A 13,304-nucleotide genomic window follows, 5' to 3' on the forward strand; every position below is an offset into this window, starting at 1 on the left:
AAGGTTTGATTAATCAGCCCGGAGTTTTCGGGGTGGCCAACACCTGGTCCACCCTGTTGCGGTCTACGTCGACCACTTCAAATCGCCAGTCGTTCCAGTCGAATTTCTCGGTCTTCTTGGGTATGCGCCCAAGTGAGGCCAACACGAACCCGCCCACGGTGTGAAAGTTGCCCAAGTCTTCTTGGGGCAGGTCGCGAATACCCAGTTTGATTTTCATTTCGTCGATGGGCAGCAGGCCGTCCAGCAGCCACGAACCATCTTCGCGCTTCACTGCCAGTGCTTCTTCGGGGGTGTCCATCATCGGCATCATGTCGCCCACCACGCTAGACAACACATCGTCGATGGTCACAATGCCTTCGGTCATGCCGAATTCGCTCACCACAAATGCGAAGGTGTTTTTCTGTTGCCGGAAGGTGCGTAGCAAATCAACCAGTGTGAGTGAGGCGGGTACGAACAAGGCGTTTTGCAGGGGTATTTCTGCAAAGTCGATGTCGCCTTCCATGGCGGCCTGAAGAATGTCGTGGCTTTCGGCCACGCCAATGACTTGCTGCAAACTGCCTTTGCAAATCGGCAGCATGGAGTGGGGGGCTTCTCGCAACAACCGCAGGTTGTCTTCACGCGGTGCATGCAAATCAATGTAGGCAATGTCGCTGACCGGGGTCATGACCGAGGCCAACCGCCGGTCTTCAAGGCGCAGCACATTGCTCATCAAATGGCGTTCTTCCGGGGCCAGCATGCCGGTTTTTGCACCTTCATCCAGAAATGCCTGAATTTCCTCGATGGTGCTGACTGCGGGAGCAGCCTTGAAGGGAATAAAGCTGAGTACCAGATCGGAGCCTTTGGACAACAGCGCAATGGCCGGGCTGAGTACTTTCAGAAACGCTGACATGAAGGGTGCGCAAAAGGCGGCTACTTTTTCCGGGTTGGCAATGGCCAGCCGTTTGGGAACAATTTCACCAAAAATGATCGAGAAGCCGGTGACCAAGGCGATGGTGACTGTGAAAGAAATGGCATCGGCCCAATCGGTCAGTGTCGGGAAGTACTGGTCAATGAAATGCTGAAAGGTGGCTGTTAGGGCGGATTCGCCATAAATACCCATGAGTAATGCGGCTGCAGTGATACCGGTTTGTGTGGCGGCCAGCAGGCGACTGGGGTTGTCCATAATTTGCAAGGCAATGCGTGCTTTTGGGTTGCCTGCGTCGGCCATGGTTTGCAGCTTGGACCGGCGGCTAGAGGCCAGCGCCATTTCCGAGAGGGCAAAAAAGCCGGAAACCAAAATCAAAAGGACCAAAATCCAGAAGGCATTCATGATGTGTGTTCTTGTTGTAGGTGTTGCTGCCGCGTTGTGCGGCCGTGTTTGCCAGTTTACCAAAGCCCGTGTCGCTTTGGCTTTTTGCTTGATTGGGTAAAACCGGGGGCTCGGTTACAATAACGGGCTAAGTTGTTTTGTCAGATGATTTTTTTGAAAGTATTGCCATGTCCATGAGCGAATCCTCTATTCCACAATCCGACCAAATCGTGGTTGCAGCTTTGTACAAGTTTGTCAGCCTGCCCGATTTCGAAGACATCAAGCCAGCGCTTGAAACGGTGTGCACTGATAACGACGTGCTGGGCACCTTGCTGCTGGCCAAAGAGGGCATCAACGGCACAGTGAGCGCCCCGCGCGCAGGCCTTGTGGCGCTGATGAATTATTTGTGGAGCGATGCCCGGTTTGCGGACTTGGCGCCCAAGTATTCGATTGCGCCCGAGCAGGCCTTTACACGCATGAAAGTGAAGCTGAAGCGTGAAATCGTGACCATGGGCAAAGACGGCATTGACCCCAAGCGTTTGGTGGGGCGCTACGTGAAGCCTTCGGACTGGAACGCCTTGATTCAAGACCCGGATACCTTGGTGATCGACACGCGCAACAACTACGAGTATGCAATTGGTACCTTTGAAGGTGCGGTAGACCCAGCAACCACCACATTTCGAGAATTTCCGGAATGGGTGGAGAAGAATTTGAAAAGCCTGCCCGCTGACAAGCGTCCGAAGAAAATTGCGATGTTTTGCACCGGTGGCATTCGCTGCGAAAAGTCCACGGCCTACATGCTGGAGCAGGGTTTCGAAGAGGTTTACCACCTTGAAGGCGGCATTTTGAAATACCTGGAAGAAATTCCTGAAGAACAAAGCTTGTGGAAAGGCGAGTGCTTTGTGTTTGACCAGCGTGTGTCGGTTACCCATGGTTTGCAGGTGGGGCACTACGACCTTTGCCACGCATGCCGCATGCCAATTACCGATGAAGAAAAGCAAAGCGAGAAGTACATTCAGGGTGTGGGTTGCCCGCATTGCTACGATTCATTGACGGATGATCAGAAGCAGCGTTTTGGCGAGCGCCAGAAGCAGATTCAACTGGCTAAAATGCGCAATGAAAAGCACATTGGCCGCAAGATGCCACCCAAAGAAGCGCATGCGGAGTAAATAGGGTGGAGCACCAACTTGGTTTGCCTGTGCTGTACACCTTTCGCCGCTGCCCGTATGCCATGCGTGCACGGCTGGCGATTGTTGCCGCGGGTTTGAAAGTTGAAGTGCGCGAGTTGGTGTTGCGTGCAAAACCCGCCCACATGCTGGAAATTTCACCGAAAGGGACTGTGCCCGTATTGTGGTTGCAAGACGGTACAGTGATTGATGAAAGCCTGGATGTAATGCGCTGGGCGGTGGGTCAGAATTTCCCGGTCGACTGGTTGGTGCTGAATGCTCAACAGCAGCAACAGTGTGATGAGTGGATTGCGTTGCTGGATGGTGAGTTCAAGCGCAACCTGGACCGTTACAAGTACCCTCACAGATATCACACAGAGTCCTCTACCTGTGATCCGCTTGAGCACCGTGCGGCGTGTGAAAAAATTCTGATGCAATGGAATGAAGTGCTGATGCAGCAAGGCCCATGGCTATTTGGCAACAAACCCAGCTTTGCTGACTTCGCAATTCTTCCTTTCGTGCGCCAGTTTCGCATTGCTGATGAGGCCTGGTTTGATGCAGTGCCCGGTTACGAGGCGCTGAAGCAGTGGCTCGCAGACTTTCTACAATCGGACTTGCTGGAGACAGCCATGGTGAAGTACAGCCCTTGGCAACCAGCTGACATACCTTTAACCTTTCCGGGTTAGAGACGACCCTCTACGATTTTCTGGTCAACTTTCTATACACTCGCAAGTTACGCAACAGTAACATTGTCTTGCTGGGCTATGCTAAGCCCTGAAAAAAGACATTCCCCCTATAAGAAGGACGAGACTCATGGCCGACAAAATTCTTGAATTTGTTCACACCTCCACAGGTAAACAAATTGCCGCCGCACTGGGCTTGCCCGTGCCCCCCATGTTGAAGCGCGCCAAGGCTGGCTATGCTGAAAAAGCACTGGTCAATGCAAATGCCTTGGTGGGTGCCAGCGCATTTGGCCCGGTGGCTACTTCGGTGGTGAAGGCATTGAATGCCATGGGTGCTTCCATCAAGGTGTCGGCTGATTTGGCTGGTCTGGATGGCATTAAGCAAGCGGCAGCCAAGGCCAAAGTCGATGTGTCCATTTCCCAGGCCGACAACGGCGTGCCTGAAAATGTGTATGTGCTCGACGTAACAGCCGCCGCGAACGTGGCTGATCTGCGTTTGTTGTACGATTTTTTCAACCCACGCCTGCGCAAAGTGCCTTCGAACAGCCGCATCGTGGTGATTGGTCGCCCACGCGGTGATTGCAAAGACGCATTGGCAGAAACTGCGCAATCTTCATTGCCAGGCTTTATTCGCAGCCTTGCAAAAGAAAGTGGCAAGAACGGCACCACAGCCAATTTGCTTCAGGTAAAAACTGGTGCCGAAAACGGCATTGAAGGTGCGTTGCGCTTTTTCTTGAGCCCGCATTCAGCATTTGTAACTGGTCAGGTGTTGCCCGTGGTTGGCGCACCCAAGGGTGTGAAGGTTGCTGCGTTTGCTGAGAAGCCATTGACTGGCAAACTGGCTGTGGTCACCGGTGCTGCACGCGGCATTGGTGCCGCCATTGCTGAAGTGTTGGCCCGCGAAGGTGCAACCGTGATTGGTGTGGATCGCCCGGCTGATGAAAGCGTGCTGGGTACCACCATGAGCAGCATTGGCGGTATTGCTTGCCCGTTGGACATTACCGATGCAGACGCCGGCCAAAAGTTGGCTGCTGTTGCCGCGAACAAAGGCGGCAAGATTGACATCATCGTGCACAACGCCGGTATTACCCGCGACAAGATGATGCGCAACATGGCTGCCCACTTGTGGGACATGGTGCTGGACGTAAACCTGGGTGCGATTGTTCGTTGTAACGACCAACTGCTGGCTGACGATGCTTTTGGTGCGAATGCCCGCATTGTGTGTATTTCATCGATTGGTGGCATTGCCGGTAACGCAGGCCAAACCAATTACGCTGCAACCAAGAGCGCCGTGATTGGCTATGTGGATGCAATGGCCAAGCAACTGGAAGGCAAGGGCATTTCGATCAATGCGATTGCACCGGGCTTTATTGAAACTCAAATGACTGCTGCGATTCCCGTGGTAACCCGCGAAGTGGCCCGTCGTTTGTCCAGCCTGTCGCAAGGCGGCTTGCCAGTGGACATTGCAGAAGCAGTGACTTTCATGGCCAGCCCATTGGCTGCTGGTGTAAACGGTGCCACCTTGCGTGTGTGCGGACAAAACCTGGTGGGCGCGTAATTAATTTACGTCACCTGCAAATAAAAATTATCTGGAGAAAACTATGAAACACGGTCGTCGCGTTGCCATTATCGGCGGTTCACGCATTCCATTTGCACGTTCAAACACAGCCTACATTGGCAAATCCAACCAGGACATGCTGACTGCAGCATTCCGTGGCGTTGTCGACAAATTCCAGTTGCACGGTGAAGAACTGGGCGATGTGGTGGCGGGTGCTGTTGTGAAGCACAGCCGCGATTTTTCCCTGTGTCGTGAGTCTGTATTGGGTTCAGGCTTGAGCCCAATGACACCTGCATTCGACATTCAGCAAGCTTGTGGTACTGGCCTGGAAGCCGCCATTGTAGTGGCCAACAAAATTGCCTTGGGTCAAATTGAAGTGGGCATGGCCGGTGGTGTAGACACCACCACTGACGCACCGATCGCCGTAAGCGAAGGTTTGCGCAAAATTTTGCTGGAAGCCAACCGCGCCCGCGACACCAAAGGCAAACTGGCCGCACTGTTGAAAATTCGCCCCAAGCACCTGGCACCACTGCCACCCGCCAACGCAGAACCGCGTACAAAAATGAGCATGGGTGCGCACTGTGAAGTGATGGCGCAAACTTGGGGTATTACCCGTGAAGAGCAGGACGAGTTGGCTGTAAGCAGCCACTTGAAAGCCGCCAAAGCCTACGAAGAAGGCTTCTTCGATGACCTGGTGGTTCCATTCAATGGTTTGACCCGCGACAACAACCTGCGCGCTGATTCTTCAGTTGAACGCCTGCAAGGTTTGAAGCCTGCGTTTGACCGCAAGAGCGGCAAGGGCACCATGACTGCTGGCAACTCCACACCGCTGACCGATGGCGCGTCTGCTGTGTTGCTGGCTTCTGAAGACTGGGCGAAAGCACGTGGCATTCAGCCATTGGCTTACCTGACATTCAGCGAGACCATTGGTGTTGATTTTGTGTCGGGCAAGGAAGGCCTGTTGATGGCCCCCGCATACGCTGTGCCACGCATGTTGAAGAAAGCCGGTGTGAAGCTGCAAGACTTTGACTTCTACGAAATTCACGAAGCGTTTGCTGCACAGGTGCTGTGTACATTGAAGTCTTGGGAAGACCCCAAGTTCTGCAAGGAAAAACTGGGTCTTGACGCACCTTTGGGAACAATTGATCGCAGCAAGCTGAACGTGAAAGGTGGTTCATTGGCTGTTGGCCACCCATTTGCAGCCACTGGTGGCCGCATCATTGGCACATTGGCCAAGTTGCTGAATGAAAAAGGCAGCGGCAAGGGCTTGATCTCTATCTGCGCAGCCGGTGGTATCGGTGTAACTGCAATTATTGAGAAGTGAAATCATGAGCGTGAATGACACCCTGAAAGCAGCGGCGAAATTTTTCGAGCTGTCTGAGTTTCCAAATGGCAAGGCGCTGCTGCTGAAGGCTGCCACCACGTCCAACAAAAAGCCAAAACCCGACACGCAGGCCGCGCGCCTGGGTGCCCGGGTGAAGAAAGTATTCATTGACCGTGAATGGGTACGCCAATACAACGCCGTGTGTGGCTTCAAGGAAGATGAAATTTCCTTGACTGCACCGCAGGTGGTGGCTTCCCCACTGCACATGTATTTGCTCAGCCGCCCAGAGCACCCCATGCCGATGTTGGGCATGGTTCACCTGCACAATTCAATTGAATGCAGCAAGCCGCTGGAATATGGCACTGCTTACGATGTGGTGGTGACTGTGGGTGAAACCCGCAGCATTTCACTGGGCTTGGAATTTGATGTGCACACCGAGTTTCTGGTGGGTGAAGAAGTGCACTGGAGCAGCGTGATGACCATTCTGTGCCGTGTGAAGGGCATGCCCAAGCCGGTGACGAAACCTGCACCCGTTGAGCCATTAAGTGCGATCGGCGCGCAGTATGCTGCCGTGAAAGTGCCTGAAAACCAGGGTCGCAAGTACGCCAAGGTGTCGAACGATTACAACCCGATTCACCTGTATGCGCAAACCGCCAAAATGTTTGGTTTCAAGCAGGCGATTGTGCACGGCATGTGGACTGCTGCAAAAACATTGAGCATTGTCGAAGCCAGTTTGGGTTCGCGTGCAAGCAAGTTTGATTTGTCGTTCAAGCAGCCCGTGTTTTTACCATCGGGTATTTCGGTGAAGCATGTCACTGTCAGTGGTGCTTCGAAGTTTGAAGTGCTGGCCGAGCGGGATTCGAAAGTGTTGATGGTCGGAAGTATTGTAAGTTGATTGGTGCGGTGTGTCGGCTTCGCATCGCGTTACTCATTGCGCCTAGATCCAAGTCGAATTCCCCTTTTTGATTCTGGCTCGGTTCATGCGAAACGCAAAAGCGTCTTCGCATCGACCTTGCAGGTCGCCCCTCGCTGCGAATCAAACCGGGCGACTTGATCTTGAATCGGCGTAATGATGCAACGCTGCTGCAAAGCTTCACCGTACTAATCATTCCACCGGCGTTGTTTGCGAAGTTCGCTTTGTCCTATCTCTCCGACAGTCCCGGCATCAGGCTGGTCTCAATCATTTTCTGCATATCCCGAATCGGAATTTCGGGGTGCTGAATCCACCATCGCGCCCCCGCTTCAACAGCCCCCACCATGATGTTGGCCAAGGCCACAGCCTGAATGCCTGCCTTGTCGTCGTTTTTGGCGTTCGAGGGGTCGTTGAGTCCTTCAATGGTTTTGGCCGCGGCTTCAATGAAGCTGTTTCTAAAGAAGGCCACCTTCTCGCCAACCGGACCAACACTTGTCAGCGCTTCGTTGTACAAAACCGACCAACCGTCCCGGTGGCGTTCTACAAACGTCAAAAAGCTGAACATGATTAATTTCAGTCGCTCTTGGGGATTTGGGTTGGCCATCAATATGGACAGGCCAGACATGAGGTGATTGCCCACTTGTGTGATGGTGGCCAGGTAAAGCGCGTCTTTGGAGCCAAAGTAGCGGTAGAGCAGGGGTTTGGTGACACCTGCGCCTTCAGCAATTTGTTCCATGCTGGTGGAGTGGAAGCCGTGGCGAGAAAACACCGAGCCAGCAACATCCAGGATTTGGCCCATGCGCTGTTCTTTGGGAACTTTTCGTGTGCCCAGGCGTTTTGTTTCCAAGGTAGGCGCTGCGTTTTTATTGTTATCGTTCGCTTTTTTCACCAATTTACTTGCCGGTTACATTGACATTTTGAAGTGTATCAAGCTTCTTTCAGTTTTGTGAATAAAAAAAGCCCCACAAAAAGTGTGAGGCTTTTTTACTGATCAGCGATCGGTAAGTTACTAAATTTTATTACTTGTACCCTACTCGATCCATGATTTGCTGCGACAGGGCTGTGTTGGCAGCCAGTGTTTTTGCGGGTGTTACGTCTTGTTTGTAGGCACCAAGTGATTCCAGCGCAGCATTGTCTACCTTCACGCCGGGAACTGTGGGCCACTCGTTGTTACCATTTGCAAAGTACTTCTGGGCAGAGTCGCTGGCAAGGTATTCCAGAAACTTGACAGCGCCTTCACGGTTGGGTGCATTTTTAGCCACTGCACCGCCAGACACGTTCATGTGAACGCCGTAGCTGCTTTGGTTGGGCCAGATAAAGCCAACTTTGGACACCACTTCTTTGTCTTCGGCTTTGTCAGATTTCAACAAACGAACCCAGTAGTAGCTGTTGCTCAAAGCCACGCCGCATTCGCCGGAGGCTACAGCACGGATCTGGTCGGTATCGCCGCCCTTGGGGCTGCGGGCCATGTTGTCTACTACGCCCTGAGCCCAGCTTTCTGCGCCTTTTTCACCCAGGTGGCTGATCATGCTGCTCATCAGGGAAAGCATGTAGGGGTGTGAGCCAGAACGTGTGCAAACCTTGCCTTTCATTTCTGGCTTGGCCAAGTCTTCGTAATTCTGGACCAGTTTGGGATCAACGTTCGCCTTGTTGTACACAATCACGCGGCTGCGGGCTGAGAATGCATACCACAAGCCATTCTCACCGGTGAACTGCGCTGGAATCCGGTCGGACAACACTTTTGACTTCACTGGTTGGAACAAACCGTCTTGTTGAGCGCGTGCCAAGCGGGCCGCATCAACAAGCAGTACCACGTCAGCTGGGCTGCGAGCACCTTCGCTGCGCATGCGTTCAAGCAACGCTTCGTCGCCCAGTTCAAGGCGCTTGATGGCGATACCGGTTTGCTTGGTGAAGTCCTCGTACATTTTTTCATCGGTCGAGTAATGGCGTGCCGAGTAGAGGTTGATTACTTTGTCGTCGGCTTGGGCTACAGCACCGAAGCCAATCAAACTGGCGATTGAAACTGAGATCAGTGTTTTGAAAGTGTTCTTCATGGTGATTAGGACTTTCCTGAGAGTGGTTGGGTTACTTTTTACCTCACTAGTCTAGCAAATAGTAATTATTTATGTAACAAGAAGTGTTCTCGTTTAAAAATAATTTTAGCGATAGTCAGAGTGTCGTAAGCGCGGGTTTCTACATTGGGTGCACCAAGAAATGAGGAGATAGCGCTGTGGTTGAGCAAGTGAAGTATCAGTCCAACGGGACTTACCAGAATTTATATGACGAATCTATCCGCAATCCAAAGGGTTTTTGGGCCAGACAGGCTGATTTGATTCATTGGCAAAAGCCTTTCGAGAAGGTGCTTGACGACAGCAAACCCCCGTTTGCAACGTGGTATGTGGGTGGTGAAACAAACCTGTGCTATAACGCCGTGGATCGACATTTGGATCAGTTGGGTGACAAGCCAGCCTTGATTTATGTGTCGACCGAAGTTGATCAGGAAAAGGTTTACACCTTTCGCCAATTGCACCAAGAGGTGCAAATAGCCGCTGCAATGCTTCAAAAAATGGGCGTGAAAAAAGGTGATCGGGTTTTGATTTACATGCCGATGATTCCCGAAGCCACATTTGTCATGTTGGCCTGTGCGCGAATCGGTGCGATTCACTCAGTGGTGTTTGGCGGTTTTGCGTCGCACAGCCTGGCCTCAAGAATTGAAGATGCAAAGCCAAAGGTGATTGTGTCGGCGGACGCGGGTTCCAGGGCAGGTAAGGCGGTGGCTTACAAGCCTTTGCTGGACGAAGCGATTGAACGCTCAAGCTTTAAACCTGGCAATGTGCTCATGGTGAACCGTGGTTTGGTGCCCTTTAACTCGATTGAAGGGCGCGATCAGGATTATGCAACACTGCGCAAGGAACTGGCGACAGCCAAAGTGCCGGTTACATGGCTTGCGGCCACTGACACCAGTTACATTTTGTACACCAGCGGAACCACCGGAAAGCCCAAAGGCGTGCAGCGCGACGTGGGTGGATATGCCGTGGCATTGGCTGCGTCCATGAAATACATTTTCATGGGTGAAAAAGGAAAAACATTCTTTGCAACCAGCGACATCGGCTGGGTGGTGGGGCACAGCTACATTATCTACGGCCCGTTGATTGCGGGCATGGCCACTGTGATGTACGAGGGTTTGCCCATTCGGCCAGACGCCGGCATTTGGTGGAAGATAGTTCAAGACCACAAAGTGTCGGTGTTGTTCTCTGCGCCCACAGCCGTGCGAGTACTGAAAAAACAAGACCCTACTCACTTGAGCAAATACGATTTGAGTTCGCTAAAAGCATTGTTCCTTGCAGGCGAGCCTTTGGATGAAACCACGTCGGACTGGATTTCCGGTGCAATTGGCAAGCCAATTGTGGACAACTATTGGCAAACTGAAACCGGCTGGCCCATTTTGGCCGTTCAGCGTGGTGTTGAGGAAATGCCGGGCAAACTGGGTAGCCCAGGCGTGCCAGTGTTTGGTTTTAATGTGAATGTGTTGAACGAGGACACCGCGCAGCCCTGCAAGGCCAATGAAAAAGGTGTGGTTGCCATTGAGGGGCCTTTGCCACCGGGTTGCATGCAAACCGTGTGGGGCGATGACGAACGCTTTGTAAAAACTTATTGGTCGAGCTTCAAAACCCGGCAGGTGTATTCCACATTCGATTGGGGTATTCGTGATGAAGATGGATACTTTTTTATCCTTGGACGCACCGACGATGTGATCAACGTGGCGGGCCACCGCTTGGGCACACGCGAAATTGAAGAGAGTATTTCTTCTCACCCTGCCGTGGCCGAGGTGGCTGTGGTGGGCGTGGCCGATCAGGTGAAAGGACAGGTTGCAGTGGCGTTTGCCATTTTGAAGGCGGCCGATGAACTGGATGCTGCCAAAGCAAAAGCGCTGGAATCGGAAATCATGAAAGTGGTAGACGGCCAGTTGGGTGCTGTGGCTCGACCCGCACGCGTTTACTTTGTGAATGTGTTGCCAAAAACCCGATCAGGCAAGCTGTTGCGCAGGTCCATTCAGGCGGTGTGTGAAGGCCGTGATCCGGGCGATATGACCACCATTGAAGACCCCACTGCTTTGGACCAGATCAAGGCGTCCATGAAATAAACTGACTCAGAAAGCGGGTTCTGTGTGTTTGAACCCGACCTGTCAGCCCACATTGGCCGCGACGTAAAGCCTGTGTGGACTGACCTTTTTCTTGTTTCTTATTCCACGCTGACCGGAATCTTCCCGATCTTGGCTTGCCACTCTTTGGGGCCTGTGTTGTGCACAGAAATACCGGTGCTGTCTACCGCGACAGTGACTGGCATGTCCTTGATCTCAAACTCGTAAATGGCTTCCATGCCCAAGTCTTCAAAGCCCACCACTTTTGCATTGGTAATGGCCTTGGACACCAGGTAGGCGGCCCCGCCCACAGCCATCAGGTAGGCTGATTTGTTGTCGCGAATTGCTTCAATGGCAACAGGGCCACGCTCGGCCTTGCCGATCATTGCGATCAGGCCCGTTTTCTCCAGCATCATGCGGGTGAACTTGTCCATGCGGGTGGCGGTGGTGGGGCCTGCAGGGCCCACAGCCTCGTCGCGCACGGGGTCGACTGGGCCCACGTAGTAAATCACGCGGTTGGTGAAGTCCACGGGCAGCTTTTCGCCTTTTTGCAGCATGTCGGCAATTCGCTTGTGGGCTGCATCGCGGCCAGTCAACATTTTGCCGTTCAACAACAGGGTTTGACCAGGCTTCCAGCTTGCCACTTCCGCGGGGGTCAGCGTGTCCAGGTTCACACGTTTGCTTTTCTCGGTATCGGCTTTCCAGCTGACCTGCGGCCAATCGGCCAGGTTGGGCACTTCCAGTTTGGCTGGGCCGTCACCATGCAAATGGAAATGCACGTGGCGTGTGGCCGCACAGTTGGGGATCATTGCGATGGGCAAAGAAGCAGCGTGAGTGGGGTAGTCCAGAATTTTTACATCGAGCACGGTAGTCAGGCCACCCAAGCCTTGCGCGCCAATGCCCAGAGAGTTTACTTTGTCGTACAGCTCCAGGCGCAGTTCTTCGATGCGGTTGTTGGGGCCACGTTCAAGCAACTCATGAATATCGCAAGGGGCCATCAGGCTTTCTTTGGCCAGCAACATTGCCTTCTCGGGCGTACCACCAATACCAATGCCCAAAATACCGGGTGGGCACCAGCCTGCGCCCATGGTGGGCACGGTTTTCAATACCCAGTCCACGATGGAATCGGATGGGTTCAACATGACCATTTTTGATTTGTTTTCGGAACCGCCGCCCTTGGCTGCGCAAATGACTTCCACACCATCGCCGGGCACAATTTCGTAATGAATGACAGCAGGGGTGTTGTCTTTGGAGTTTTTGCGCGCACCAGCGGGGTCGAGCAGTACCGAGGCGCGCAGCTTGTTATCAGGGTGCAGGTAGGCACGGCGAACACCTTCGTTGACCATGTCCGTCACACTCATCGTGGACTCCCAACGCACATTCATGCCCACTTTTAAAAACACCACCGAAATGCCGGTGTCCTGGCAAATTGGGCGCTTGCCCTCGGCACACATGCGGCTGTTGGTCAGGATTTGCGCAATCGCGTCTTTTGCAGCTTCACTTTCCTCGCGCTCGTAGGCTTTGCCCAAAGCCTGAATGTAGTCGAGCGGGTGGTAGTACGAAATGTACTGGAAGGCATCGGCGATTGAGCTGATGAAGTCTTCTTGCTTGATGGTGTTCATAAACAACTCCTGCTTTCAATGGTGTGCCGTTGGCTTATTTTAAATGGCTTTTGGTGGGTACGGATTGGTGCAGCAATTTATCACAGTACGCAATTGCCACAGCCGAAAGCAAAAAGATGACATGGATGGAAGCCTGCGCAATGATGGTTTTTTCATCGTATTGCTCTGCGTTGATAAACGTTTTCAGCAGGTGAATGGACGAAATGCCGATGATGGCCATTGCCAGTTTTACTTTCAATACTGAGGCATTGACATGATCCAGCCACTCGGGTTGGTCAGGATGGTTCTCTAGATGCATTCGACTGACAAACGTTTCATATCCACCCACAATCACCATAATCAGCAGGTTGGAAATCATGACCACGTCGATCAAACCCAGCACGATCAGCATGATGCCGGCCTCGGTCAAGGTGTGCTCAATTGCACCGCCTACCAAATGCCACAACTCAATTAAAAAATGATAAACATAAACACCTTGGGCAATGATCAAACCCAGGTAGAGCGGCAGTTGTAGCCAACGACTCATGAAAATAAGGCGGGCAAGGGCAGGTGGCTTCGGTTTGTATTGTTCCATTTTGAGACAAGTGTGCAGTGCAGCAATGGTTGAAG

11 protein-coding genes are annotated in these 13,304 nt (G+C 52.7%); 6 read left to right on the plus strand and 5 right to left on the minus strand.

Annotated elements, in window-relative coordinates:
• Positions 1–13: 13 nt before the first annotated feature.
• A complete protein-coding gene (locus FRIGORI9N_RS03275; RefSeq protein WP_159568456.1) occupies positions 14–1,309 on the minus strand; it encodes a hemolysin family protein in 1,296 nt (431 codons plus the stop codon).
• Positions 1,310–1,476: 167 nt separating this feature from the next.
• Here FRIGORI9N_RS03275 and FRIGORI9N_RS03280 point away from each other — a divergent pair, with 167 nt between their 5' ends.
• The 5 genes from FRIGORI9N_RS03280 to FRIGORI9N_RS03300 all read left to right on the plus strand — a co-directional run bounded on the left by FRIGORI9N_RS03280 (position 1,477) and on the right by FRIGORI9N_RS03300 (position 6,914).
• Positions 1,477–2,457, plus strand: coding sequence for a rhodanese-related sulfurtransferase (locus FRIGORI9N_RS03280; RefSeq protein WP_159568457.1), 981 nt, complete (start codon positions 1,477–1,479; stop codon positions 2,455–2,457).
• A 5-nt stretch (positions 2,458–2,462) separates the two neighbouring features.
• Entirely contained in the window at positions 2,463–3,140 is a 678-nt protein-coding gene (locus tag FRIGORI9N_RS03285) for a glutathione S-transferase (protein ID WP_159568458.1), read from the plus strand.
• Positions 3,141–3,267: 127 nt separating this feature from the next.
• A complete protein-coding gene (locus FRIGORI9N_RS03290; RefSeq protein ID WP_159568459.1) occupies positions 3,268–4,695 on the plus strand; it encodes a 3-oxoacyl-ACP reductase in 1,428 nt (475 codons plus the stop codon).
• A 43-nt stretch (positions 4,696–4,738) separates the two neighbouring features.
• Positions 4,739–6,019 carry an acetyl-CoA C-acetyltransferase gene (locus tag FRIGORI9N_RS03295; protein WP_159568460.1) on the plus strand — a complete coding sequence of 427 codons (1,281 nt, stop codon included), beginning with the start codon at positions 4,739–4,741 and terminating at the stop codon, positions 6,017–6,019.
• Between the two features lie 4 nt (positions 6,020–6,023).
• Positions 6,024–6,914, plus strand: coding sequence for a MaoC/PaaZ C-terminal domain-containing protein (locus FRIGORI9N_RS03300; RefSeq protein ID WP_159568461.1), 891 nt, complete (start codon positions 6,024–6,026; stop codon positions 6,912–6,914).
• Between the two features lie 247 nt (positions 6,915–7,161).
• Here the strand turns inward: FRIGORI9N_RS03300 and FRIGORI9N_RS03305 are convergent, their stop codons facing one another.
• Together FRIGORI9N_RS03305 and FRIGORI9N_RS03310 are read right to left on the minus strand one after the other, a co-directional pair.
• Positions 7,162–7,779, minus strand: a complete 618-nt coding sequence (locus FRIGORI9N_RS03305) for a TetR/AcrR family transcriptional regulator (RefSeq protein ID WP_159568462.1) — start codon at positions 7,777–7,779, stop codon at positions 7,162–7,164.
• A 172-nt stretch (positions 7,780–7,951) separates the two neighbouring features.
• Positions 7,952–8,986, minus strand: a complete 1,035-nt coding sequence (locus tag FRIGORI9N_RS03310; RefSeq protein ID WP_159568463.1) for an extracellular solute-binding protein — start codon at positions 8,984–8,986, stop codon at positions 7,952–7,954.
• Between the two features lie 176 nt (positions 8,987–9,162).
• On the opposite strand from FRIGORI9N_RS03310, the gene FRIGORI9N_RS03315 reads away from it, so the two are divergent.
• Positions 9,163–11,076, plus strand: a complete 1,914-nt coding sequence (locus FRIGORI9N_RS03315; RefSeq protein WP_159568464.1) for a propionate--CoA ligase — start codon at positions 9,163–9,165, stop codon at positions 11,074–11,076.
• A gap of 98 nt (positions 11,077–11,174) precedes the next feature.
• Here the strand turns inward: FRIGORI9N_RS03315 and FRIGORI9N_RS03320 are convergent, their stop codons facing one another.
• Entirely contained in the window at positions 11,175–12,695 is a 1,521-nt protein-coding gene (locus FRIGORI9N_RS03320) for a fumarate hydratase (protein ID WP_159568465.1), read from the minus strand.
• Between the two features lie 34 nt (positions 12,696–12,729).
• Positions 12,730–13,269, minus strand: coding sequence for a TIGR00645 family protein (locus FRIGORI9N_RS03325; protein WP_159568466.1), 540 nt, complete (start codon positions 13,267–13,269; stop codon positions 12,730–12,732).
• Positions 13,270–13,304 lie beyond the last annotated feature (35 nt).

The organism is Limnobacter sp. 130, from assembly GCF_902506325.1.
Classification (GTDB): Bacteria; Pseudomonadota; Gammaproteobacteria; order Burkholderiales; family Burkholderiaceae_B; genus Limnobacter.

Coding starts and splice junctions, on each gene's coding strand:
- FRIGORI9N_RS03275 (WP_159568456.1), bottom strand. CDS start 1,309: ATGAATGCCTTCTGGATTTTGGTCCTTTTGATTTTGGTTTCCGGCTTT.
- FRIGORI9N_RS03280 (WP_159568457.1), top strand. CDS start 1,477: ATGTCCATGAGCGAATCCTCTATTCCACAATCCGACCAAATCGTGGTT.
- FRIGORI9N_RS03290 (WP_159568459.1), top strand. CDS start 3,268: ATGGCCGACAAAATTCTTGAATTTGTTCACACCTCCACAGGTAAACAA.
- FRIGORI9N_RS03295 (WP_159568460.1), top strand. CDS start 4,739: ATGAAACACGGTCGTCGCGTTGCCATTATCGGCGGTTCACGCATTCCA.
- FRIGORI9N_RS03300 (WP_159568461.1), top strand. CDS start 6,024: ATGAGCGTGAATGACACCCTGAAAGCAGCGGCGAAATTTTTCGAGCTG.
- FRIGORI9N_RS03310 (WP_159568463.1), bottom strand. CDS start 8,986: ATGAAGAACACTTTCAAAACACTGATCTCAGTTTCAATCGCCAGTTTG.
- FRIGORI9N_RS03320 (WP_159568465.1), bottom strand. CDS start 12,695: ATGAACACCATCAAGCAAGAAGACTTCATCAGCTCAATCGCCGATGCC.
- FRIGORI9N_RS03325 (WP_159568466.1), bottom strand. CDS start 13,269: ATGGAACAATACAAACCGAAGCCACCTGCCCTTGCCCGCCTTATTTTC.